We start from the raw sequence: 23241 nt of genomic DNA, 5'->3' as shown, positions 1-23241 counted from the left end.
TATTTGATAAAATACCTTGATTATGAAAAACGCTTCATTATTCTACAAATTCCTTTTTTGTACAGTTATCATTTTAAATGGGTATTCTACCGTTGCACAGGAGAAAAATAATTTGCTTTCTGCTTACCAAAATTATACTGGAAACCCAAGAGAGGTTGCTTATCTACATCTTAATAAATCCACTTATATAAAGGGCGAGGCAATTGGTTTTACTGCTTATGTTTTTGACAAGAAGGATAAAAAACCTTCAAATCTGACCACCAACTTATATGTTTCAATCGAAGATAAAAACGATAAGACCATAGCGAAAAAGTTGATCAGGATAATGGATGGTGTGGGCTCAAATACGTTTGTTGTTGATTCAACCTTCACTTCTGGTTACTATAAGATAAAAGCCTATACCAATTGGATGCTTAATTTTAATGAACAAAACCATTATGTAGAATCGATCAGAATTATTGATCCGGATACTGAGGAGTTTATTTCCACAGAAACTGCATCCAACGAATTGGATGCGCAGTTTTTACCGGAAAGTGGCCATCTGCTGCATGGCGTATCCAACACAGTTGGAGTGGTAGTTAAGGATAATTTGGGTTATGGTGTACCTTATATAGAAGGTACAGTTTTTGGCAAAAACGATGAGGTATTGACATCCTTTAAGACTAATAAATTGGGCATCGGTAAATTTCCGTTGTTTGCAGAGCTTAATACAGGTTACAGGATTAAGCTTAAACATGGCAATAAGGATTTTGATTTCAATCTTAATCAAAAAATTGAAGAAAAGGGAGTAGTTGTTTCCCTTAACAGAACTAAGTCCAAGGTGTTTATCTCAATTAAAACCAATACAGAAAGCTTAGATTTTATAAAAAATAAAAATTATAATTTGTTGTTGCACAATGGCGATAAAAGCACTTTAATGGATGTCAATTTTACGGACAATACAACCGTTACCATAGGCATCGAGTTGGCCAGTGCTTCTTCTGGAGTTAATATCTTGACACTTTTTAATGAAAACAATCAACCAATTGCCGAACGTTTGTTTTTTAAATATGAGGGAATCAACCTGCTCAAGTCAAATGAGATCTCAACATCAAAAACAACAGACTCTATAGCTGTAGCACTTAATTTTAAAAACATAGATGCCGATGCGCTTAGCAATATTAGTATTTCAGTCTTGCCAGAAGCAACTAAATCTTACAATAAAGACCATAATATCGTTTCCTATCTCTATCTGCAGCCCTATGTCAATGGGCCAATTGAACAAGCCAAATATTATTTTACTGACATTGATGCTAAGAAACAATTTGAATTGGACAATCTGCTACTTACCCAAGGGTGGAGCAGTTATCACTGGAACACTATTTTTAATGCTCCTGAACGCCTGAATTATACATTTGAGCAAGGCATCAGGTATAAAGTCAATATTAACTCTTCAAGCAACGAGCTGACAAGTTCATATCTCATGCATGCAGTAGGTGAGACTGATCCACAAACATTCAGAGTTAATAGAGACCAAAAAAATTTTATGATAGACAATGTTTTTCCCATGGAGAATGACCGTTTGTATTTGTCTAAAGTTAAGAGTAATGGTGAGTTGGGACCTGCAAAGTTATATATACAATCATTTCCAAGCGCTATTCCAAAACTGTCGGCTGAATCAGACTATCTGAATCCGAAATTTGATTATAATATCAGCACAAGTCTCAACAACGCCATCCAATTTGAGAAGTTGAATGATATGCAGCAATTGGACGAAATAACTGTTTCTACACGTGTAAGTAAAACCAAAACGCGCATTCAGAAACTTGGGGAGCATAAATATGGAAAGATCAAAATAGTAGAAGAAATCGATCGAATGACATTTAATACACTTACTGATTTTTTACACTTTCATGGAATAACTAGTGATGAAAGCGAGGGCGGCTTTTCGTTATTTGTAGGTTCTAAACCTTTAAGGAACAACTCCACCGCAAATTATGGGGCTGTTACCCTAAAACATAGATCATCCTCGCCACCGCCTACTGATATTATGGGGACTTCGGAAGTTAGAGTTAAACCGATGGCAGTGTTTTTGGATGATATACAGTTGGTGGATCATTCGATATTAAATCAATATCCGCTCAATAATGTGGACTATGTTGAAATCAATAAAAGAGGAATAGGTGGTGGCCTTAGGGGTGCCAGTGGGGTTGTAAAAATCTATTCTTATTACGGTTCTGATCTTCAAGACAACAGAAAGACTGGGCAAGGATTTGAATTACCTTTAGCATTTAGTCCCCAGAAAATATTCTATGTACCTAAATATCAATATTACACCGATGACTTTTATAAACAATATGGAACGGTCGATTGGAAACCTAAACTTGTGCCAGATGCTAATGGAAACATAGAGTTTACCATAGCAAAACCTAAAGTGCCTGTAACATTATTTATTGAAGGTAGTGTAAGTGATGGCTCAATCATTTATGAGGAAAAATCAATAGCTTTAGATTTGCATTATTAAATCAGATCGCGTCCGTAGAACTAAAAATTTGATCCACCTCTCTGATGGAGAGAACGTTGATGGTATGGAAAAAGAGGCTATCTCAAGTGTTATGAGATAGCCTCTTTGTTATAATAATCCCGCATTTTCAGGACTGATTTTGCAAATTGGGTTAATCTTCAGTCAGCACCCAATCCCCTTTAGATATTAAAGGTTCAGCCTGTTTGTATTTTAAAGTTTTATTTTCACCGCTTATCACGTGTTTGATGGTCACCCGATCATTACGACCAATTTTAGGTCGGTCACGAACAATGGTTTCCACCACTTCTTGACGCTGTGTGTTGCCGGCAGCTCTGCTTTGAGAAGAACGTTCGTCCAGATTTGGAATTTCTTCCTTATTGGTTTCCAACTTCTCTTTGGAGCGTGTTTGACGCGCTTCCTGAATGGCATCTGTAGTTTCTGATGGTAATTCGCCTTTGAACAAGAAGGAGATCACATCTTTGTTCACTTGGTCAATCATCTCTTTAAACAATTCAAAAGCTTCAAATTTATAAATCAATAAGGGGTCTTTTTGTTCGTGTACCGCTAATTGAACCGACTGTTTCAATTCGTCCATCTTACGTAAATGCGTTTTCCATGCATCATCCACGATGGCCAGGGTAATGTTCTTTTCAAAATCATTGATCAGTTGTTTCCCGTTGGTTTCATAAGCCTTTTCGAGATCTGTGACCACTTGCAAACTCTTTACACCATCAGTAAACGGAACCACGATGCGTTTAAATTTGTCGCGCTGGGTTTCGTATACATTTTTAATGACCGGGAAAGCCATGTCTGCATTCTTTTGCATTTTATCCTTATAATGATCAAATGCTGCCTTATAAATTTTGCCAGCAATCTCCATATCGGTCATTTTACCGAATTCAGCCTCAGTAATAGGTGAACTCATAGAGAAATAACGAATCAATTCAAATTCAAAATTTTTAAAATCGTTGGCCGCTTTATTGGTTTGGGCAATAATTTCGGAAGTGTCATAGATCATATTTGCTAAATCCACTCGCAAACGCTCACCATGTAGGGCATGACGACGACGTTTGTAAATCACTTCACGCTGGGCGTTCATAACATCATCATATTCCAATAAACGTTTTCGCACCCCAAAGTTGTTTTCCTCAACCTTTTTCTGCGCGCGCTCAATAGATTTTGAAATCATGGAATGTTGAATCACTTCACCCTCCTTAAGGCCCATTCTATCCATCATTTTTGCAATACGTTCACTACCAAAAAGACGCATCAAATTGTCTTCCAAGGAGGCATAAAACTGAGAGCTTCCTGGATCTCCCTGACGTCCGGCACGACCACGCAACTGCCTGTCCACACGACGCGAATCATGACGTTCAGTACCGATAATGGCCAAGCCACCTGCTTTCTTCACTTCTTCACTCAGCTTAATATCCGTACCACGACCAGCCATATTGGTGGCAATAGTCACCTGACCTGGTTGTCCTGCTTCTGCAACAATATCGGCCTCTTTCTTATGGAGCTTTGCGTTCAAAACGTTGTGAGGGACTTTTCGTAGGTTCAACATTTTACCTAATAACTCACTAATTTCAACGCTCGTTGTTCCAATTAAAACGGGGCGACCTGCCTGAGATAGTTTGGTGACCTCGTCAATGACTGCATTGTACTTTTCGCGTTTTGTTTTATAAACCAAATCGTCGCGGTCATCACGGGCAATCGGTCTGTTGGTTGGAATTTCAACAACATCTAATTTGTAGATCTCCCAAAACTCACCAGCTTCTGTCAATGCTGTACCAGTCATCCCTGCCAATTTACGGTACATTCTAAAGTAATTTTGAAGCGTTACCGTGGCAAAAGTTTGCGTTGCCGCTTCAATTTTGACATTCTCTTTAGCTTCAATAGCTTGGTGTAAACCGTCGCTATAACGACGTCCGTCCATAATACGACCGGTTTGCTCATCAACAATCATTACCTTATTGTCAATAACCACATACTGAATGTCTTTTTCAAAAAGGGCATAAGCCTTTAATAGCTGGCTTAGCGTATGGATACGTTCTGATTTGATACCAAAATCCCTGAACAATTCTTCTTTTGCTTCAGCTTCGTCTTCTTTGGAAAGATTTTGAGCTTCAATTTTTGAAATCTCCATGCCGATTTCTGGCATGACGAAGAAGTTTGGATCATCTTCTCCGGAAAGGAAGTCCACACCTTTATCAGATAATTCAACCTGATTATTTTTTTCATCAATCACATAGTACAGCTCCGCATCAATTTTAGGCATTTCGCGGTTATTGTCCTGCATATAGTGGTTTTCGGTTTTTTGCAGTAATTGTTTAATGCCTTCCTCACTTAAAAATTTGATCAAGGCTTTGTTTTTAGGCATTCCTCTATAAACACGCAACAATTTAAAACCACCTTCTTTAAGATCGCCTTCAGCAATCAATTTCTTGGCTTCAGCTAAAACACCAGTTAAATATTGGCGTTGCGCAGCGGCAATGGCATCAACTTTAGGTTTTAACTCGTTAAATTCATGACGTTCTCCTTGCGGAATTGGTCCAGAGATAATCAATGGCGTACGCGCGTCATCCACCAGTACTGAATCCACCTCATCCACAATGGCATAATGATGTGGGCGTTGTACTAAATCGTCAGGCGAGTGTGCCATATTATCACGCAGGTAGTCGAAACCAAATTCATTATTGGTTCCGTAGGTGATATCTGCATTATACGCTTTTTTACGAGAAGCAGAATTGGGCTGATGGTAATCGATACAATCGACACTCATGCCATGAAATTCGAATAGGGGTGCCATCCATGCGCTGTCACGTTTTGCTAAATAATCGTTGACCGTTACCAGATGTACACCATTGCCCGTAAGTGCATTTAAGTACATTGGAAGTGATGCCACGAGGGTTTTACCTTCACCAGTCTGCATTTCTGCAATTTTACCCTGATGAAGTGCTACACCACCAATAAGTTGAACGTCGTAGTGGATCATATCCCAAGTAATCGGTTTACCGGCAGCATCCCAGGAGTTAGCCCATATCGCTTTGTCATCATCTAAGGTAACGTAGTCTTTACTTCCTGAAATTTCACGATCAAAAGTGCTGGCTGTTACGGTCAAGGACGTATTGTGGACAAAGCGTTTGGCGGTTTCTTTAACTACACCAAAGGCTTCCGGCAGTATGTCGTTCAAAACTTTTTCCGTAGCCTCATAAATATCGTCTCTAATGCGGTCAATCTCAACGTAGATATCTTCCCGCTCATCAATATCTTCAGTAGCTTCAGCATCTTTTTGAAGCTTTTCAATGGTATCGTTAAAAGGCTTGCGCGCTTCAGCAATCTTAGATTTAAAAAACTCTGTTTTTGCTCTTAACTCGTCATGAGACAAAGCTTCCAAAGCTTTCTCGTAGGTTTTAATCTGATCTACAATAGGAATGATGGCTTTGACATCCTGTTTGGATTTGTCGCCAACAAAAACCTTTAATATTGAATCTAAAAAACTCATATAGTGTATTTTTTAAGCTACACGTTGATATGTTCCGTGTGCATTTATGATAATCTCTGTTATTTGTGCATTGTTTTGCCTGTAAGGCTCACAAAGATACGGTTTGTACTAAGTTTATTGAAAAATAACGCACAAAAAAAGTCTCTTGAGGAGACTTTTTAACTATTCTTTTTGATTTATTTCCCACTAGTGGGCATTTATACACCGAGGCTTATCACCATCGTAAAGACAATTTATCATTCACATCTTGTGCCCCGTTGCTCGGATCTTGATTTAATATTCGTCCTCGTTCCAGAGGTAGTCTTCATCGGTTGGATAATCTGACCAAATTTCTTCAATAGAATCGTAAGAATCTCCTTCATCTTCAATAGCCTGTAAATTCTCTACCACTTCTAAAGGCGCACCAGTACGGATCGCATAATCAATTAATTCGTCTTTGGTTGCAGGCCAAGGCGCATCACTTAAATAAGATGCTAGTTCTAATGTCCAATACATTTGTTATTCGTTTTAAATTTTTGCAAAAATAATTTTTTTGTTGATATAATCAAGTAATAAATGAATTATTTAATCACCATTTAAAAATGCGTATAATTCTTACAGGATTTCTCACTATTAATATATAATCAAAATTAAGGTAAGTACCTAATTTCTTTAGGATTCTTTTTCTGGAATCCATTGTATTTCTTCTGCTTTCAAGTCATGAGACAACTTCCGTGCCAACACAAATAAGTAGTCAGATAGGCGGTTCAGATAGGTCAAGGTTTCGGGTTGGAAAGGCTCTAAATCATTGAGTGCTGACGCCAAACGTTCGGCTCTTCGGCAGACGCACCGGGCAATATGACAGAATGACACAGTCTGGTGGCCGCCGGGCAACACAAAATGCGTCATTTCAGGTAGTTCGGCGTTCATTTGATCGATCTCATTCTCTAAACGTTGAATGTCTTCTGTTGATATTTTAGGAATGTTCAATCGGGCTTTGCCACTTTTAAGTGTCGCTTTTTCGGGGTCAGTAGCCAAAGTAGAGCCAATGGTAAATAACCGGTCCTGAATAATCATTAAGATATTTTTGGAATGTTGGTCGATGTTCTGATCTCTGACCAAACCAATATGTGAGTTTAATTCATCAACCGTTCCGTAACTGTCAATGCGGATGTGGTGTTTTGGAACTCTGGTACCACCAAATAGCGCCGTGGTCCCTTTATCGCCTGTTTTTGTATAGATTTTCATGATAATAGAAATTATAGATTGAAGATTGAAGCGTAAAGCTTGAAGTACGAAGATACAATAGATTGAAAAAGTTTACCACCAATGGCGGACTATTTTTTTGGAGAAGAAGATGTGAATTGGGGGGATGATCATGCCGATTGAAGTTGAAGTTGAAGTTGAAGTTGAAGTCGAAGTTGAGGTTGACGTTGAAAGTGGATTCGGATGGTTCTTAGAAGTATTTGCCTGGCTACTTGATAAATGGGAAACTGCCGATTTATTGATACAACCAACACATTTAAAGAGGGTTAGAGGCGGAAGGGGGAAAGCAGTGGCCTTACTGTATTGGGTGCTGTTTTGGATGGGTGTATTGCTTTTTAAAAAAAGAAATTGTCCTTTTAATTTGTTAAAGTTAGACTTCGTTAGGTAAGATGCTTATTTTTTTACTAAATTTAGACAACCTAAAAAATGATGCCTATTATTTATATCTACCTAATAATATTATAACCTAAACTAAAAAATCATGTCAAGAGCAATGTTTGAGTACACTAAGACTGTACTTAGCAAAGTCAGTTTTGATACTGCGTTGTTCTGTAGAGAAGTTCAAAAAGCTATTCAACGCTTATTGCCTTACGAAATTGAAGAGCTGAAAGTCTTTATCAAGGCTTTAATCCTACAGAACCCTGAGCTAAACCAATGTTTAATCTATTTAAAAACTTAAAAGAAAAGCGACCAATCGGTCGCTTTTTTTTTCCATCAGTAGATTTTAATACCCAGAGGTTCTTGATCATTAATACTGGGACTTGAGGTTCCTAAATTTATCACGATTAAAATCAAACTCCTATTTTGATAGAGGACTAATAATTTTCACGTTTTGAAATGCTATCGCTCCACGAATAATTCCCGAAATTACATCGTGCAAGGCATCAATAATTTGCATTTTTAATTTACTCTTATGGTATATGATACTGACCTCACGTGCTGGAGAGGGCTCAACAAAATGGTGTAAATTGACTTTAAGATTATCATTGAGTTCCAACGTGTGTAAATAGGGGAGCAGGGTCATGCCCAAACCTTCGTTTGAGAGCTTGATCAAGGTTTCTATGCTGCCGCTTTCTAACTGAAAACTATCATCATTTTGATCTTTAAAGGCCTTACACAGATTAATGATCCCATCCCTAAAACAGTGGCCATCTTCCAGTAACAACATATCGTTGATCTCTAGGTCGGACACTTCAATAGTTTTCTTTTCAAATAGTCGATGATGTTCAGGTATATAACCTACAAAAGGTTCATAATAGAGCACGCGCTCTTTGATGTTTTCACTTTCTAAAGGCGTTGCAGCAATGGCCGCATCTAAGTGGCCGTCTTTAATCCTGAGGATAATTTCATCAGTGGTAAGCTCTTCAATCTTTAGTTTTACCTTAGGGAATCGCTTTATAAATGTTTTCAAAAACATCGGAAGCAAGGTAGGCATTACCGTAGGAATGATCCCAATACGGAATTCGCCACCAATAAAGCCTTTTTGCTGATCGACAATGTCTTGGATCCGCTCGGATTCATTGACGATATTTCGTGCTTGCTGTACGATTTTTCGTCCAACTTCAGTGAGTTCTATAGGTTTTTTGCTACGATCAAAAATGAGCACCTCTAATTCTTCTTCCAACTTTTGGATTTGGGTGCTTAAGGTGGGTTGGGTCACAAAACATTTTTCGGCCGCTTTTGTAAAATTTTTATATTCAGCAATGGCTATAACGTAAGTTAATTGCGTAATGGTCATGGTTATTCATTTAAACTATAAAAATATAAAAACTATCTATAAAAGCTATAATAAAATAGGTTAATTAAAGCATAATTTTTATTGGTCAAAAGTTGAAAGACAGGCTTTTTATTGATGCTCTGGTTGAAACCTTTTTTGGGCTCTTATATATCAATGTGTTTTAAGGCATTGAGCGGGAAGTTTGGGGTGTTAAATAATGAGAGTTGATTTATGGATAACGATTTAAGATTTAAGATTGGAGATTGGAGATTGTTGATTTTTGAATCGAGAGCCAAGAGCCAAGATACAAGATACAAGATTCAACAATATAGAATCGTGAGAAAATGAAATATTGTTGGCCGTGAATGCACGAATGGGCTTGGGTTTGGAGCGGGAAGCTTATGCGAAGAAATGCCGGACTAGGTTGATTTGTATAGGTGAATTGAATTTGCATTTTTGGAATAACGAATAACGAATAACGAATAACGAATAACGAATAACGAATAACGATTGAGGATTGGAGATTGATGATTTTTGAACCGAGAGCCAAGAGCCAAGATACAAGAGCCAAGAGTCAAGAATATAGAATTGGGAGAAAATGAAATATTGTAAACCATGAATACACGAGAGGTTTTTAGAGTTTGGACCGGGAAGCTTTATGTGCGGAGAAATGCCGGACTAAGTTGATTTGTATAGGTGAATTGAATTTACATTTTTTGAATAACGAATAACGAATAACGATTGAGGATTGGAGATTGATGATTTTTGAACCGAGAGCCAAGAGCCAAGATACAAGAGCCAAGATTCAACAATATAGAGTCGGGAGAAAATGAAATATTGTTGACCGCGAATGCACGAGAGGTTTTTAGAGTTTGGAGCGGGAGGTTTGAAGTGCGAGGAGATGTGTGACTGACTTGATTTGTATAGGTGAATTGAATTTACATTTTTGGAATAACGAATAACGAATAACGAATAACGAATAACGAATAACGAATAACGATTGGAGATTGTTGATTTTTGAACCGAGAGCCAAGAACCGAGAACCAAGAGCCAAGATACAAGATACAAGAGCCAAGAATATAGAATCGGGAGAAAATGAAAAATTGTTGGCCGTGAATGCATGAATGGGCTTGGGGTTTGGAGCGGGAGCTTTCAGTTCGAAAAAATGGGTGACTAAGTTGCTCTACATTGGTAAATTTAATTTGAGTTTGTCAAACACAAGACTCAGGTACTTTGATTGACGGTTGATAATTGAGGATTGACGAAAAATAGTTATTCCACAAAATTCACGAAGGAGACACAAAACACACAAAGAAAAAGTCAAAAAATTCGATTATTAGCAATTCTTGATGATATTGAAACCTGAAACCTGCCCGTCCGCCTGCCCGTCCAAAGTCAGCGTAGACAAGAACACTGAACACGACCTGCTCGTCAGTAATATTCACAGAGGTGGAGATACTGAAGACCCGCCCGAACTTACCTTTGTTTTATGGAACTAGTTCCTTCGATCGGTATGGGCGGACTGCCCACTTCCTTCAAAGCAATCCCCGTGATTTAATCTCCAAATACTTATTAATGGTATCAATAGTCAGGTCTTCTGGCGTGGTTAGAATAGAGTAGATGCCGTACTTTCTTAATTCCTGAACGATCAATCGCTTTTCAAATGCAAATTTTTCGGCAATAACCTTGTCGTAGACTTGCTGTATGGTCGCGGCTTTCTCATCCACAATACTGGTCAGTTCTGTGTTTTTAAAGAAAATGACAACAATAAGATGGTTTTTTGAAATGGCCTTCAAATAGGGCAGCTGCCGATTTAAACTATCTAAAGTTTCAAAGTTGGTGTAGAGTAGGATTAAACTACGTTGGGTGATGTTGCGCTTAATATTGGCGTATAAGCGACTGAAATCACTTTCATAAAAATCGGTTTTTATATTGTAGAGCGCTTCCAATATCAGGCGCATTTGTGAGTTTCGACGTTGGGCTACAACCATATTTTCCACTTTCTTGGAGAATGAAAGCATGCCAGCTTTATCGTGCTTTTTTAAGGCGATACTGCTGATGACCAAAGTGGCATTAATGGCATAATCCAATAGGCTTAAACCGTCAAAAGGCATTTTCATCACCCTGCCTTTATCAATAATGGAATAGATGGGTTGCGACTTTTCATCCTGAAACTGGTTGACCATCAGACTGTTTTTCTTGGCTGTTGCTTTCCAGTTAATGGTCCGTAGATCATCGCCTAATACATAATCCTTAATCTGCTCGAACTCCATAGAATGGCCAATTCTCCTGATTTTTTTAACCCCGTAGTCCTGCAGGTTATTATTAATATTGATCAATTCAAATTTGCGCAATTGTTTAAAACTCGGATAAGTGGGCACCATAGCACCATCGTCAAAACGAAAACGTTTGGCTACCAGTCCAATTTTTGTGGATGCATAAATATTAAGGTTTCCAAAATGGTACTCGCCCCGTTCCTTAGGTTTCAGGTTATAGGTGATCCGATCTTCCTTATGCGGTTTAAGGTTGAGTTTGAGCTCAAAATCCCTTACTTGGAACTGAAATGGAATTTCATCAATGATAGTTAATTCAATGGCGAACGGGTAATGGTTTTCAATACTAATTTCTACTTGATTATTATCGCCATTAGAAAATTTATCAGGTAAAATTCGATTGCCAATAATTTTATTCTTGCCAAGGAATACAATCAGGATGTCAATAAATAACAATAATAGAACCACCAGAATGCTTAGTTGGGCAATTCCAAATAAAACGGGAACGAAATAACTGAACACAAACAGGGTTATAATGACGATACCGCTATAAAAAAACCGAGGCTGTATATAAAAAGATTTAAACAATATTAATTTAATTTCGGATGTGTTGCCGTTGTTTTATCGCCACAAATGAGATTTGGGAACCTTAAGCTTATCTTAATCGAAAATACAATTTCTTATTCATACTTGGAGGACTTGTCCGAAGGTTCTTGATTTTTCACCTGGTTTATACGCCACTAGCGTTTTATATAGGCGATAATTCCTGTCTGCCCACTAAGGACTCTGCCCACTGAAGACTGCTTACTGCTTGCCCGTCCGCAGCCTCAGCGCAGGCGGGAACATTAATTCCTTTCGTCGCTCTCAATCATTCCATCGCGCAATCGAATAACCCGTGCTGCTCTTAAGGCCACATCTTCTTCGTGGGTCACGACGATTACGGTATTTCCGGCCAAATGGATGTCGTCAAATAGCTGCAGGATTTCCAATGAGGTTTTGGAATCTAAATTACCCGTAGGTTCATCAGCAAGAATAATGGAAGGCTTATTGACTAGTGCGCGTCCAACCGCTACACGTTGACGTTGTCCTCCAGAAAGCTCATTCGGTTTATGATGGATCCGATCGGCCAAACCAACATCATTTAAGACTTCCGTGGCACGCGCCTGACGATCGGCTTTTGAGGCACCGGCATAGATCATCGGTAAGGCAACATTATCCAAGGCCGTAGTTCTTGGTAATAAATTAAATGTCTGAAAAACAAAACCGATTTCTTTGTTTCGGATTTCAGCCAACTGATCGTCGCTCAACTGACTCACATCTTTATCGTTGAGAATGTATGTCCCGGAAGTAGGCGTGTCCAAACAGCCCAACAAGTTCATCAAGGTCGATTTTCCAGAGCCTGAAGGCCCCATAATGGCTACATAGTCGCCGCGTTCTATGTCCAGGTCAATACCCTTTAAGACATAAACGGTTTCTGATCCTAATTGGAAGTTTCTAACGATGTTTCTAATGTGAATGACGTTTCCCATGGCTGTGTTTAAGGTTCAAAGTTCAAAGTTATCTTGTTATCTGGTTATTCATTATCGGAGAACTGACAACTGACTTTCCAAGGTTGCAAGATAATTGTTTTACGCTTGGTAAGACGTTTAAATTGCCATGTTGTTACACTCTAATCTTAAAATGTTCCTCTGCTTGTTCTTTTCTAAAGAAAACAATCCCCCAATTAAAGGTGTCTACAGTAACGGTCACTTTAGGGTGTGCTTTAATGATTTGCCAAGCTTCCGTCATGCCCTTGGACCAATAGATATCGTCAAAAATAAAAACCGAATCGTTATGTGCTTTGGATAAGAGAATTTCAAAATAACGCAAGGTGGCTTCTTTTGAATGGTGACCATCAAAAAATATCAGATCCCATTTATCTTGGGTGAGTTCTTGAATTTTGGAAGTAAAATCGCCTTGGATGGTTGTGACGTTTGAGATCCTTTTGTTGGAGAACTGCTGATTCGCAACATTTAAAATTTCTGAACAGCCTTCAATTGTTGTAATGCTCGCTTTGGGATTTGCCAATGCCATGGCGTGTGTGGCAATGCCAAGATTGGTACCCAGTTCTAAAATGGACGGCGATTGGAAATACCGTACAATTCGAAACAATAACTTGGTGTTTTTTAAAGTTGTGCCCGACGTTCTGGCAATGGCATTAACAGCGCGCTCATCCGATTTGAAAATTTTGGATCCCGATCCGAAATCGGTGATCCTAATCTTTTTAGGGTTTTGAAGCAACTCTGAACGATAGGCAGCTATGGCTTGGTACTCCGTATGTTTTTTTCGATCGTAGAAACATGTCGTAACCAAATCATAAACAAAAGGAGAATGGACACCATGCTGGTTTTTTGATTTGAGGAGGAATTTTATGTAGCTGAGGAGTTGATGCACTGGTTTTTTTATCTTTTTTCCCGCCTACGCTTCGCTGCGGACGGGCAGGCCCGCCTTCGCTGAGCTCCCCGCCTACGCTGAGCTCCGGACGGGCAGGCGGATGGGCAGGCCTGCCTACGCTTCGCAATGGTCGGGCAGGCCCGCCTACGCTAAACTCCGGACGGGCAGGCGGTTGGGTAGGCTTATTTCAGGATTCTTCTTTCTATGATTTCTTTTGTTTAACGCCTCTACAAAATTTACAGTTTAGCGGACGAACAGTCTAGTTTCTTATTTCTATTGTTCACTACTTATGCAAAAGCTGCAGACTATAAGACATCGGTCATCGGTCATCGGTCATCGGTCATCGGTCATCTGTCATCTGTCAAAATTAAATAGAACGCTGACCTGCCCGCACGTTCAGGCGGGTGACGCAGTTTTTTGCTGTTTTTGACTGAATTATTTGAGCGCTATTCAAAACTAATAACTAACAAAAATAACAAACGTTAAGATTCCAATTTCTCCGAAAGCTCAAACCATCGCATCTCCTTTGCTTCTAACTCGTCTATTATTTTCTCTAATTCCAATGACAACTTCGTGATCTGATCTTGGGTCAGGCTTGTGTCAAGAAATTTGTCCTCAAAGGCTTTTTTATCCAATTCAAGAGATCTGATTTTGCTTTCCAGCGAATTCAGTTCTTTTTTCTCATTATACGAGAGTTTCTTGGCTTCGTTCTTGGTTTGATCAACGGTGGCGGATTCAGTTTTTACAGGATCCGCTGCTGGTGCGGATGCTTCATATTCCCGATAATCGGAATAGTTTCCAGGGAAATTCTCCACTTCACCTTCACCTTTAAACACAAATAAATGATCGACGATCTTATCCATAAAATAACGGTCGTGCGATACCACCAGCAAACAGCCAGGGAAATCCAGCAGGAATTCCTCAAGCACGTTTAGGGTCACAATATCCAGATCGTTGGTGGGCTCATCCAGGATCAGGAAGTTGGGGTTTTGGATCAATACAGTACAGAGATACAAGCGTTTCTGTTCGCCGCCACTCAGTTTTTCTACGAAGTCGTATTGCTTTTTTCTGTCAAATAAGAAACGCTCCAATAATTGTGAGGCACTAATCTGGCGTCCTTTGGTCAGCGGCAAGTAATCGCCAAACTCCCTGATGACTTCAATCACCTTTTGGCCTTCCTTAATTTTGATGCCACCTTGGGTATAATATCCAAATTTAACGGTATCGCCAATAATGATTTTGCCAGCATCAGGGGTAATGGCATCGGTTAGCATATTTAAAAACGTCGATTTGCCCGTCCCATTTTTTCCGATAATACCAATCCGTTCGCCCCTTTTGAAAACATATTCAAATCCGTCTAAAATCACCTTGTCCCCAAAAGCTTTTGAAACTTTATGGAATTCCACAATTTTGCTGCCCAACCGTTCCATATTAATTTCCAATTGAATCTGATGATCGTTTCGGCGTTGATGGGCTTTGGCTTTAATATCGTGAAAATCGTCAATGCGCGATTTCGATTTGGTGGTCCGTGCTTTAGGTTGACGGCGCATCCATTCCAATTCTTTTTTAAAGAGTTGCTTGGCTTTACCTGTTTCAGCAGTTTCATTGGCTACCCGTGCTTCCTTTTGCTCCAAATAATACGAGTAATTCCCTTTATAAGTATAGAGTTTGCCGTGGTCCAATTCAATGATCTCATTACAGACACGCTCCAAAAAATACCGGTCGTGCGTCACCATGAACAAGGTCATTTGTGCTTTCGCAAAATACTGCTCCAACCATTCAATCATTTCAAGATCGAGGTGGTTGGTGGGTTCGTCCAAAATTAAAAGATCAGGATCATTGATCAAAGCCGTTGCCAGTGCCAATCGTTTTTTCTGTCCTCCAGATAAGACTTTGATCTTTTTGCTCAGGTCTTCCAATTTCAATTGTGAAAGGATTTGTTTAAAGCGCAGCTCGAACTCCCAAGCGTTATGCCGCTCCATACCTTCAAATGCCTTTTGGTAAGCGTCGGCGTCTTCAGGATATAAAAGTGCTTTCTCGTAGCTCTCAATAATTTTTAAAATGGGCAGATCGGAATTGAAAATGGTGTCCTCAATGGTGAGATCATCATCAAACTCTGGCGATTGCGATAAAAAGGATAAGCGCAAGCCTTTTCTGATCACCACTTGTCCATTATCGGGTTGATCGGCACCCGAAAGAATATTTAGAATGGATGTTTTTCCACTTCCATTTTTAGCCACAAAGGCAATTTTATCGTCTTTATGGATGCTAAAAGAAAGATCTTCAAATAGCGATACTTCGCCATAAGATTTTGAAATCGATTCAACAGTTAGGTAATTCAAAGTTTATTTTTTTGCAAATAACGGGAATAAATCACAAGAGCGTATCAAACTCTCGTTTTTAAAGCCAATTTCAAGCGCTTTTGCGCCTTTTATGGGTATAAATATAAAAGAAAATCACCCTTTTGACTATCCAAATTAGGGAATGTTGCTTTAATTTATTCGAGTCGTTCTCATCCGTTAAGGTAGTCAATTTACCTATCATCCAAAAAAAACCATAATTGTTTTGATATTCATAGTGAAAACTTATATTTGTCAAAACAGAGTAACTATTCAACCACTATCTAATTGAGCTAATTACTACTATTTTACGTCCTTCCTACAGCGTGAATGGTAGAAGTCATCTGGATTCCTTTTTGGATTAGGGAAAAGCAAGAGCATTTATCTTGAGTGGAGCATAGTTGCATAACAGATGTAATTCTTTATGAAACGATTTTTAATGGTTATGGGATTAATTCTCAGTAGTTTATTGACGTCCTGCATACCTCATAAAGATATTGTGTACCTTCAAAACAAGGAAGTGGCTACCGATAGTTTGCAGTTAATGGTAGAGCAGCAAAAACCATATCGGGTTCAGATCAATGATATTTTAAACATTCGAATTAAGGTTTTAGATCAAGAAAATGTCAGTATTTTCAATCCCATAGGTGAAGGAAATCTGAATGCAAGTGCATCTGAACGCGCTTATTTTGATGGCTTTACGGTAGATACACACGGTAGAATAAGAATACCGGAGTTGGGAGAAATAACGGTGTTGGGGTACACGACAACTGAAATTGAAGAGTTGATTAAAAATAAACTTCTTGAGGAGCAGTTTAAGGAAACTGCAAATATGTTTATCACAGTTAAGTTGTCAGGATTGAGATATACCGCTATGGGTGAGGTTAGGTCTCCTGGGACTCAAATCCTATTTCAAGAGCGGGTTAATATTTTTCAGGCCATTGCCAATGTAGGTGAAGTGGACATTACGGGAGATTTGAAAGATGTTTTGATCATCAGGCAATATCCGCAGGGCCAACAGATTCATCATTTGGACTTAACAGATATCAACGTCATGAATTCGCCATATTATTATATTCAGCCCAATGATATGATTTATGTGAAACCCCTCAAACAAAAAACTTGGGGGACAGGAACAACGGGCAGGGAGTCATTGGCTACTATTGTTTCCGTTTTGAGTCTTGTTACCACAACCATTTTATTGCTTACGAGATTCTAATTAATCATGGAAGAACACGACGATTATTCAGAACCAAGAGGCACCTATTTTGATTTTAGGGGCTACTTGTTTAAGGCCCTTCACTTATGGAAGTTTGTGCTGCTCAGTGTCGTGTTTGCACTGATAGTCGCCTATCTTATCAATGTAAGAAAACAAAGCATCTACAAATTAGATTCTCTTATTTCAGTAGAAACTGATCAAAATCCGTTTTTTACAGCCAATACCAGCATTTCTTTCAACTGGGGTGGTGTTTCAGGGAAAGTTGGCAAAGTAATGACCACAGTCAAAACCCGCACCCATAATGAGTTAGTGATGGATTCCTTACAGTATTATATGGAATATCTGCAGGAAGGAAAATATCGCATGGAAGATATTTATAAAAACGCACCTTTTGTAGTCAAGTTAGATCAATCTAAGGGACAGATTTTAGGACACATCATTGGAATCCAATTCATAAATGACACCCAATTTGAACTGACTGCCAATTTTGAAAAAAGCGGATTTACAGCCCAACGTTATTCAGATAAAACAAAATATAACGACAATTTCAAGGTCGGGCAATTTGCACAAACCTTTAATTTCGGCGAAACCATCAATTTGCCCTTTTTTAACGGTACGATTACAAAACGAAATGACAGCAATATTGTGCAGGGTTCAAAGTACTACCTGCGATTTCTGAATTTTGATTCGGTAGTCAATCAGTACAAAAACAGTGTAATGATTGCGCCTTTCTCAGGAAGTTCATCTTCCGTTTTGACTTTGTCTTTGGCGGGGAGTAACAAAGCTAAGATTGTAGATTATCTAAACGCTACCACCTCAATTTTAAGCAAAACTGAGCTAGAACGCAAAAACCTATACGCTACCAATACCATTAAGTTTATTGACAGCAGTTTGAATGCCGTAAATGACAATCTTAAGGATGTTACGGATGAAATGAACACCTTCAGAAAAAAGAACAAGCTTTTTGATGTTACGGAGGAAATGACGATTGTGTCGGAAAAGCTGAGAGCCTTAGATTTAAGCAGGGAAGAAGAACGTACCAAATTAAATTATCTCAACTCCCTCGAAAATTATCTCCGTACCAAGACTGACTATACTCAAATTGCAGCACCAACTTCTGTAGGGATAACTGAAAACAACATATTGTCGAGTGTTGCTAAAATTACTGCATTAGCCATTGAGCGGCAATCAAAAGAGTACACGGTTAAGGAGGGCAATGTTATTTTTAAGGATATTGACAGGCAAATTGATGCGGAGAAGAATGTACTCTTAGAAACTATAGACAATACAAAAAAGACGATTGGTATCAACTTAGACGCTATTAATACTAATATGGCGCGTTTTGAAGCGCAGTTGAGCAATCTACCTGAAGACCAACAGGAGTTTTTGAAAATTCAGCGTAAGATGAATATCAGCCAAGAGGCCTATAATATTTATTTGACCAAGCGTGGAGAAGCGGCCATTGTTAAAGCGGCTAACGTATCAGATATCAGCACTATTGATGAGGCTAAGGATATTGGCGGTGGCCGGATTGGTCCCAACAAGAACCTGAATTATATGATGGGTTTGATGTTGGGCTTTTTTATCCCCATGTTCCTTATTTTTGTGATCTTTTTATTGGATAATACCATTCACGGGTCTGATGAGGTAGAACGTTTGTCCAGCATCCCTATACTGGGCTTGATAGGCAAGTACAATTACAAAAACAATATGGTGGTGTTTGAAAAGCCTAAATCGGCAGTTTCAGAATCTTTCCGTTCCATTCGTTCAAGTTTGCAGTTTATTTATAAAAAGCAAGGAGAAGAAGAAGGGGTCGGAAAAACCATCATGGTAACCTCCTCGGTAAGTGGGGAAGGAAAGACATTTTGCTCTATTAATATTGCGACGGTCTATGCCTTATCCGGAAAGAAAACTTTGCTGTTAGGTCTGGACTTACGGAAACCTAAAATTTTTGATGATTTTAAAATCACTAACGATAAGGGAATCGTCAATTACTTAATCGGAGACAATACGTTTGATGAGGTTAATTATTCGTCGCATGTTGAGAACTTAGACGTCATTCCTTCTGGGCCAGTGCCTCCAAATCCCTCAGAGTTGTTAATGGGCGATAGGATGAAGGAACTCATTGAGCTTGTACGAGGTCGGTACGATATTATCGTATTGGACACGCCACCATTGGGGCTGGTCACCGATGCTTTAGAATTGACTCAATATGCCGATGCCACTCTGTTTATGGTGCGACTGGACTATACCAAAAAAGGCATGTTGTCTTTAATCAACGCCAAATATAAAATGGGCGAAGTCAAGAATATCAGTTTCGTTCTTAACTTTTACAAACATAAAACCAACCATAATTACGGCTATGGTTACGGGTATGGCTATGGCTACGGCTATGGTTACGGAGTGTATGGCAATGCCTACCACGAAGGAAACGGCAGACGTCCGATTTTGAGACGCATCAAGCGGTTTTTTAAAAATATTGGCTAATGGGTTTTGTTAATCTCGATCAAGTATTTAGGAAATAGGAAATAGGAAATAGGAATTAGGTATTTGGGATTAGTGGTGAGAGGTGAGAGGTAAGAGATGTGGGAGTGTTCCCTGATTAGCGTTGACCGTTATTCATTATTCAAAAATCTGAACCTCGCTGATTAGTGTTGACCTTATTCATTATTCGGTATTCGCTATTCAAAAATCAACATTCATCAACCCGCCCATACCGCAAAAGTACGTTCGGTAAGGGGAACAATTTTATACCCGCATACGTCGCTTTTCCACGATAGACCGAACTGAAAACTTCATTATTCGATATTCAATATTCATCATTCGATATTCAATCCTAGACAAATCCCAGATCAAAATTCAAAATTCAAAAATCATCAATCGTAAATCGTAAATCATCAACCCGATCCTACCTTAAAAAGCCAGGTTCGGGCAAGTCGTTAATCGATAATGAATCCCTTATACCCATCGGGTAGCCCCGAGGTAGTCGTCCCTTGCGGTTTTCTTTGCGCTCCTTGCGGTTGATGTTTTAGATTAAACCAGTGGCCTTTTTGAGTGTTCTTTTTACTTGTTCTGGCAAAATACAATGGATTTCTTTTATCGCTATGGTAGTCTAGCATTATGACCTTCTCGCAGTACTTTATGCTTTATTTGGTTTTTTTCTCCTGTTTCGGGTTTTGTGCGCTGAGCTGTTTTCACGTTTTGATTCTTATTTATTGGATTTTGGAATTTGCTCCAACCTATGTCTATAGCACGCCCATCCATACGATTTATTGTCTGCTGACCTTGTGACGCTTACGGTTTTTCTTAATGCGTTTTTCGGTTACGTTTGTCTCTTTGGCAGAGCAGTTTGAACCCAAATGCAACAATAGTTGTCTATTTTGAACTGATCCGATTGAAATTGTTAAAAAACAGGTTAAGAATAGGAGATTTTCTTTAGATTTGCTCTTTATTTTAAAATCCATAAAAAACAGATAATGACAAATCACCCCAAAATTACGGTATTAGGATTAGGATATGTAGGTTTACCACTTGCAGTGGAGTTTGCAAAGCAATTTTTGGTTGTCGGTTTTGACATCAACCAAAATCGGATTGACGAGTTGAACCAAGGCATTGATGGAACATTAGAAGTTGACAATGATGTGCTTAAATCTCTATTAGTGACTGACCTTAAGGCAAAAAACGGCCTGTTTGTGTCCAATGACACGTCAGATATCGAAGATTCAGATTTTTATATCGTCACCGTTCCAACCCCAACCGATGCTCTTAACAAACCAATTTTCACACCTTTGATCAAAGCGAGTGAAACCGTTGGTAAAGTACTGAAAAAAGATGCTATCGTCATTTATGAGTCTACGGTGTATCCGGGAGTTACAGAAGATATCTGTGTCCCAATTTTGGAAAAGGAATCGGGATTGACATTTAACGTCGATTTCTTTGCGGGCTATTCGCCAGAGCGAATCAATCCAGGAGACAAGGTCCATACAGTGACTCAAATCTTAAAGGTCACTTCTGGCTCTACTCCTGAAATCGCGGTGAAAGTTGATAATCTCTATAAAACCATCATTACTGCTGGTACCCACATGGCACCAAGCATAAAGGTTGCCGAAGCAGCCAAGGTGATTGAAAATTCACAGCGCGATATCAATATTGCCTTTGTGAATGAATTGGCCAAAATCTTTAGATTGTTGGATATTGATACCAAAGCGGTATTGGAAGCAGCAGGTACCAAATGGAACTTTATTAAAATGTCTCCGGGATTAGTCGGCGGACATTGTATTGGAGTGGATCCATATTATTTGGCCCAAAAAGCGATTGAATCAGGGTACAATCCTGAAATTATATTGGCAGGTCGAAAGATGAATGACAGTATGGGCAGTTATGTAGCTCAGGAAACGGTTAAAATGATGATCAAAAAAGGAGCCACCATCAAAGGTTCCAAGGTCTTGGTTTTAGGGGTCACCTTTAAAGAGAACTGTCCAGATATCAGAAATTCACGAGTGATTGACATCATCAGGGAATTTGAAAGTTATGCAGTGGATGTTGATGTTTATGACCCTTGGGCCTCAGCAGATGCCGTAAAACATGAATACGACTTCGACTTGATTTGCACCGATACCAAATTGGCTTCCAAGTATGACGCCATTGTCGTTGCGGTTGCCCATAACGAGTTTTTAAAGTTGGATCTCAAGAACCTAAAATCAGATATCGGCGTTATTTTTGACGTCAAATGCTTATTACCAATAGAATCCGTTGACGCCAGATTATAATGTACACACATCCTTATCATACAGAAGATTTATCAAACTATAGCTTTTTAATCACCGGCGGCGCTGGTTTTATTGGGTCCAATCTGGTCCAGTACCTCTTGCAGCACGGCGCTAAGAAAGTCCGCGTGCTCGATAATTTCTCAAATGGGTATCGCGAGAACCTCACCGAATTTATGGCGAATCCCGCCTTCGAATTGATGGAAGGTGATATCAGAGATGTGGACACCTGCCATCGCGCAGTAAAAGACATGGACTTTGTATCTCATCAAGCTGCCTTAGGCTCTGTGCCAAGATCGATTAATGATCCTGCAACGACCAATGATGTGAATATTTCAGGTTTCCTGAATATGATGATAGCCATTAAGGACAATTCACAGGTTAAACGTATGGTTTATGCGGCCTCCAGTTCTACTTATGGCGATAGTAAATCTTTGCCAAAAGTCGAAGATACCATTGGAAAGCCTTTATCGCCCTACGCAGTGACCAAATACGTCAACGAGCTTTACGCCGATGTGTTTGGTAAAACCTATGGTACCGATGTGATTGGATTTAGATACTTCAATGTGTTTGGACCAAAGCAAAGTCCCAATGGCGCCTATGCAGCGGTCATTCCGTTGTTTATGCAGGCCTTAAAGGATAATACATCGCCAAAGATCAATGGCGACGGCGGACAAACCAGAGATTTTACTTTTATTGATAATGTGGTTCAGGCCAATATCAAAGGGTTGTTTGCCCCAAAAGCAGCGGCCAATCAGGTTTTCAATGTGGCTTGTGGCGAACGCATAGATATCAACTATTTATGGGATTCCCTAAAAACTGCGGCCGACTCTCAATTAGAGGCAGAATACGGCCCAGAACGTCAAGGCGATGTCCGTGATTCTTTGGCGGATATTTCAAAGGCCCAGGAATTATTGGATTATTCACCACGATATACGGTTAGGGAAGGGCTCAAGATTACTTGGGATGCATTTGCTTAGAGGGTTTGTTTATTTATTTTTTCTAACAAGATTTATTTATTAAAAACATAAACTCCCCTTTCTTTACCTTCGTTCCACTACGGTAAATTCATTCCCCTGTTGTTTATTCAAACTCCCCTTTCTTCCCCTTCGTTTCACTACGGTAAATTCATTCCCCTGTTGTTTATTCAAACTCCCCTTTCTTCACCTTCGTTTCACTACGGTAAATTCATTCCCCTCTTTAGCTAAAGAGGGGAGCGGCATGTTGAGTTTCAATGATTA

At 39.2% G+C, this 23241-nt stretch carries 15 protein-coding genes; 7 read left to right on the top strand and 8 right to left on the bottom strand.

Annotated elements, in window-relative coordinates; translation table 11 throughout:
- The first annotated feature begins 22 nt into the window (after window positions 1-22).
- Window positions 23-2503 (top strand): hypothetical protein, encoded by a 2481-nt coding sequence (locus H3Z82_RS08320; RefSeq protein ID WP_182204739.1) that lies wholly within the window; start codon window positions 23-25, stop codon window positions 2501-2503.
- 151 nt (window positions 2504-2654) lie between these two features.
- Here the strand turns inward: H3Z82_RS08320 and secA are convergent, their stop codons facing one another.
- From secA to H3Z82_RS08305, 3 genes are all read right to left on the bottom strand, one after another.
- Complete coding sequence (gene secA / locus H3Z82_RS08315; protein ID WP_182204737.1) at window positions 2655-6008, bottom strand: preprotein translocase subunit SecA; 3354 nt, start codon at window positions 6006-6008, stop codon at window positions 2655-2657.
- 273 nt (window positions 6009-6281) lie between these two features.
- A complete protein-coding gene (locus tag H3Z82_RS08310; RefSeq protein WP_010177336.1) occupies window positions 6282-6503 on the bottom strand; it encodes a DUF2795 domain-containing protein in 222 nt (73 codons plus the stop codon).
- 156 nt (window positions 6504-6659) lie between these two features.
- Window positions 6660-7235, bottom strand: a complete 576-nt coding sequence (locus tag H3Z82_RS08305) for a cob(I)yrinic acid a,c-diamide adenosyltransferase (protein WP_182204734.1) — start codon at window positions 7233-7235, stop codon at window positions 6660-6662.
- 130 nt (window positions 7236-7365) lie between these two features.
- Here H3Z82_RS08305 and H3Z82_RS08300 point away from each other — a divergent pair, with 130 nt between their 5' ends.
- Both H3Z82_RS08300 and H3Z82_RS19635 read left to right on the top strand, forming a co-directional pair.
- Window positions 7366-7641 carry a hypothetical protein gene (locus H3Z82_RS08300; RefSeq protein ID WP_182204731.1) on the top strand — a complete coding sequence of 92 codons (276 nt, stop codon included), beginning with the start codon at window positions 7366-7368 and terminating at the stop codon, window positions 7639-7641.
- Between the two features lie 93 nt (window positions 7642-7734).
- A complete protein-coding gene (locus H3Z82_RS19635) occupies window positions 7735-7932 on the top strand; it encodes a hypothetical protein (protein WP_235982409.1) in 198 nt (65 codons plus the stop codon).
- A 120-nt stretch (window positions 7933-8052) separates the two neighbouring features.
- Here the strand turns inward: H3Z82_RS19635 and H3Z82_RS08295 are convergent, their stop codons facing one another.
- The 5 genes from H3Z82_RS08295 to H3Z82_RS08275 all read right to left on the bottom strand — a co-directional run bounded on the left by H3Z82_RS08295 (window position 8053) and on the right by H3Z82_RS08275 (window position 16018).
- The gene (locus H3Z82_RS08295) at window positions 8053-8991 is read right to left on the bottom strand and encodes a LysR substrate-binding domain-containing protein (RefSeq protein WP_182204729.1); all 939 of its coding nucleotides are present in this window, start codon (window positions 8989-8991) and stop codon (window positions 8053-8055) included.
- Window positions 8992-10505: 1514 nt separating this feature from the next.
- A complete protein-coding gene (locus H3Z82_RS08290; RefSeq protein WP_235982420.1) occupies window positions 10506-11771 on the bottom strand; it encodes a DUF58 domain-containing protein in 1266 nt (421 codons plus the stop codon).
- Window positions 11772-12088: 317 nt separating this feature from the next.
- Window positions 12089-12772, bottom strand: a complete 684-nt coding sequence (locus H3Z82_RS08285) for an ABC transporter ATP-binding protein (protein ID WP_182204726.1) — start codon at window positions 12770-12772, stop codon at window positions 12089-12091.
- A gap of 133 nt (window positions 12773-12905) precedes the next feature.
- Window positions 12906-13676, bottom strand: coding sequence for an O-methyltransferase (locus tag H3Z82_RS08280; RefSeq protein ID WP_182204723.1), 771 nt, complete (start codon window positions 13674-13676; stop codon window positions 12906-12908).
- A gap of 482 nt (window positions 13677-14158) precedes the next feature.
- Window positions 14159-16018, bottom strand: a complete 1860-nt coding sequence (locus tag H3Z82_RS08275) for an ABC-F family ATP-binding cassette domain-containing protein (protein ID WP_182204720.1) — start codon at window positions 16016-16018, stop codon at window positions 14159-14161.
- A 421-nt stretch (window positions 16019-16439) separates the two neighbouring features.
- On the opposite strand from H3Z82_RS08275, the gene H3Z82_RS08270 reads away from it, so the two are divergent.
- The 4 genes from H3Z82_RS08270 (at window position 16440) to H3Z82_RS08255 (ending at window position 22980) form a co-directional block, all read left to right on the top strand.
- A complete protein-coding gene (locus H3Z82_RS08270) occupies window positions 16440-17234 on the top strand; it encodes a polysaccharide biosynthesis/export family protein (protein ID WP_182204718.1) in 795 nt (264 codons plus the stop codon).
- A 6-nt stretch (window positions 17235-17240) separates the two neighbouring features.
- On the top strand, window positions 17241-19721 hold the full coding sequence (locus H3Z82_RS08265) for an exopolysaccharide transport family protein (protein WP_182204715.1): 2481 nt from the start codon (window positions 17241-17243) through the stop codon (window positions 19719-19721).
- 989 nt (window positions 19722-20710) lie between these two features.
- Entirely contained in the window at window positions 20711-22003 is a 1293-nt protein-coding gene (locus H3Z82_RS08260) for a nucleotide sugar dehydrogenase (protein ID WP_182204713.1), read from the top strand.
- Window positions 22003-22980 (top strand): SDR family oxidoreductase, encoded by a 978-nt coding sequence (locus H3Z82_RS08255; RefSeq protein WP_182204704.1) that lies wholly within the window; start codon window positions 22003-22005, stop codon window positions 22978-22980. Before H3Z82_RS08260 ends, H3Z82_RS08255 begins: the two co-directional genes overlap by 1 nt.
- The last annotated feature ends 261 nt before the right edge of the window (window positions 22981-23241 follow it).

It is taken from the genome of Gelidibacter maritimus, from assembly GCF_014062315.1.
Classification (GTDB): Bacteria; Bacteroidota; Bacteroidia; order Flavobacteriales; family Flavobacteriaceae; genus Gelidibacter; species Gelidibacter maritimus.
The sequence above is the reverse complement of the archived record's forward strand: the minus strand, read 5'-3'. Positions and strand labels throughout refer to the sequence as shown.

Excerpts from the sequence above, each read along its gene's own strand:
- H3Z82_RS08320 (WP_182204739.1), top strand. The coding sequence starts at position 23 with ATGAAAAACGCTTCATTATTCTACAAATTCCTTTTTTGTACAGTTATC.
- secA (WP_182204737.1), bottom strand. The coding sequence starts at position 6,008 with ATGAGTTTTTTAGATTCAATATTAAAGGTTTTTGTTGGCGACAAATCC.
- H3Z82_RS08310 (WP_010177336.1), bottom strand. The coding sequence starts at position 6,503 with ATGTATTGGACATTAGAACTAGCATCTTATTTAAGTGATGCGCCTTGG.
- H3Z82_RS08305 (WP_182204734.1), bottom strand. The coding sequence starts at position 7,235 with ATGAAAATCTATACAAAAACAGGCGATAAAGGGACCACGGCGCTATTT.
- H3Z82_RS08300 (WP_182204731.1), top strand. The coding sequence starts at position 7,366 with ATGCCGATTGAAGTTGAAGTTGAAGTTGAAGTTGAAGTCGAAGTTGAG.
- H3Z82_RS19635 (WP_235982409.1), top strand. The coding sequence starts at position 7,735 with ATGTCAAGAGCAATGTTTGAGTACACTAAGACTGTACTTAGCAAAGTC.
- H3Z82_RS08295 (WP_182204729.1), bottom strand. The coding sequence starts at position 8,991 with ATGACCATTACGCAATTAACTTACGTTATAGCCATTGCTGAATATAAA.
- H3Z82_RS08285 (WP_182204726.1), bottom strand. The coding sequence starts at position 12,772 with ATGGGAAACGTCATTCACATTAGAAACATCGTTAGAAACTTCCAATTA.
- H3Z82_RS08270 (WP_182204718.1), top strand. The coding sequence starts at position 16,440 with ATGAAACGATTTTTAATGGTTATGGGATTAATTCTCAGTAGTTTATTG.
- H3Z82_RS08265 (WP_182204715.1), top strand. The coding sequence starts at position 17,241 with ATGGAAGAACACGACGATTATTCAGAACCAAGAGGCACCTATTTTGAT.
- H3Z82_RS08260 (WP_182204713.1), top strand. The coding sequence starts at position 20,711 with ATGACAAATCACCCCAAAATTACGGTATTAGGATTAGGATATGTAGGT.
- H3Z82_RS08255 (WP_182204704.1), top strand. The coding sequence starts at position 22,003 with ATGTACACACATCCTTATCATACAGAAGATTTATCAAACTATAGCTTT.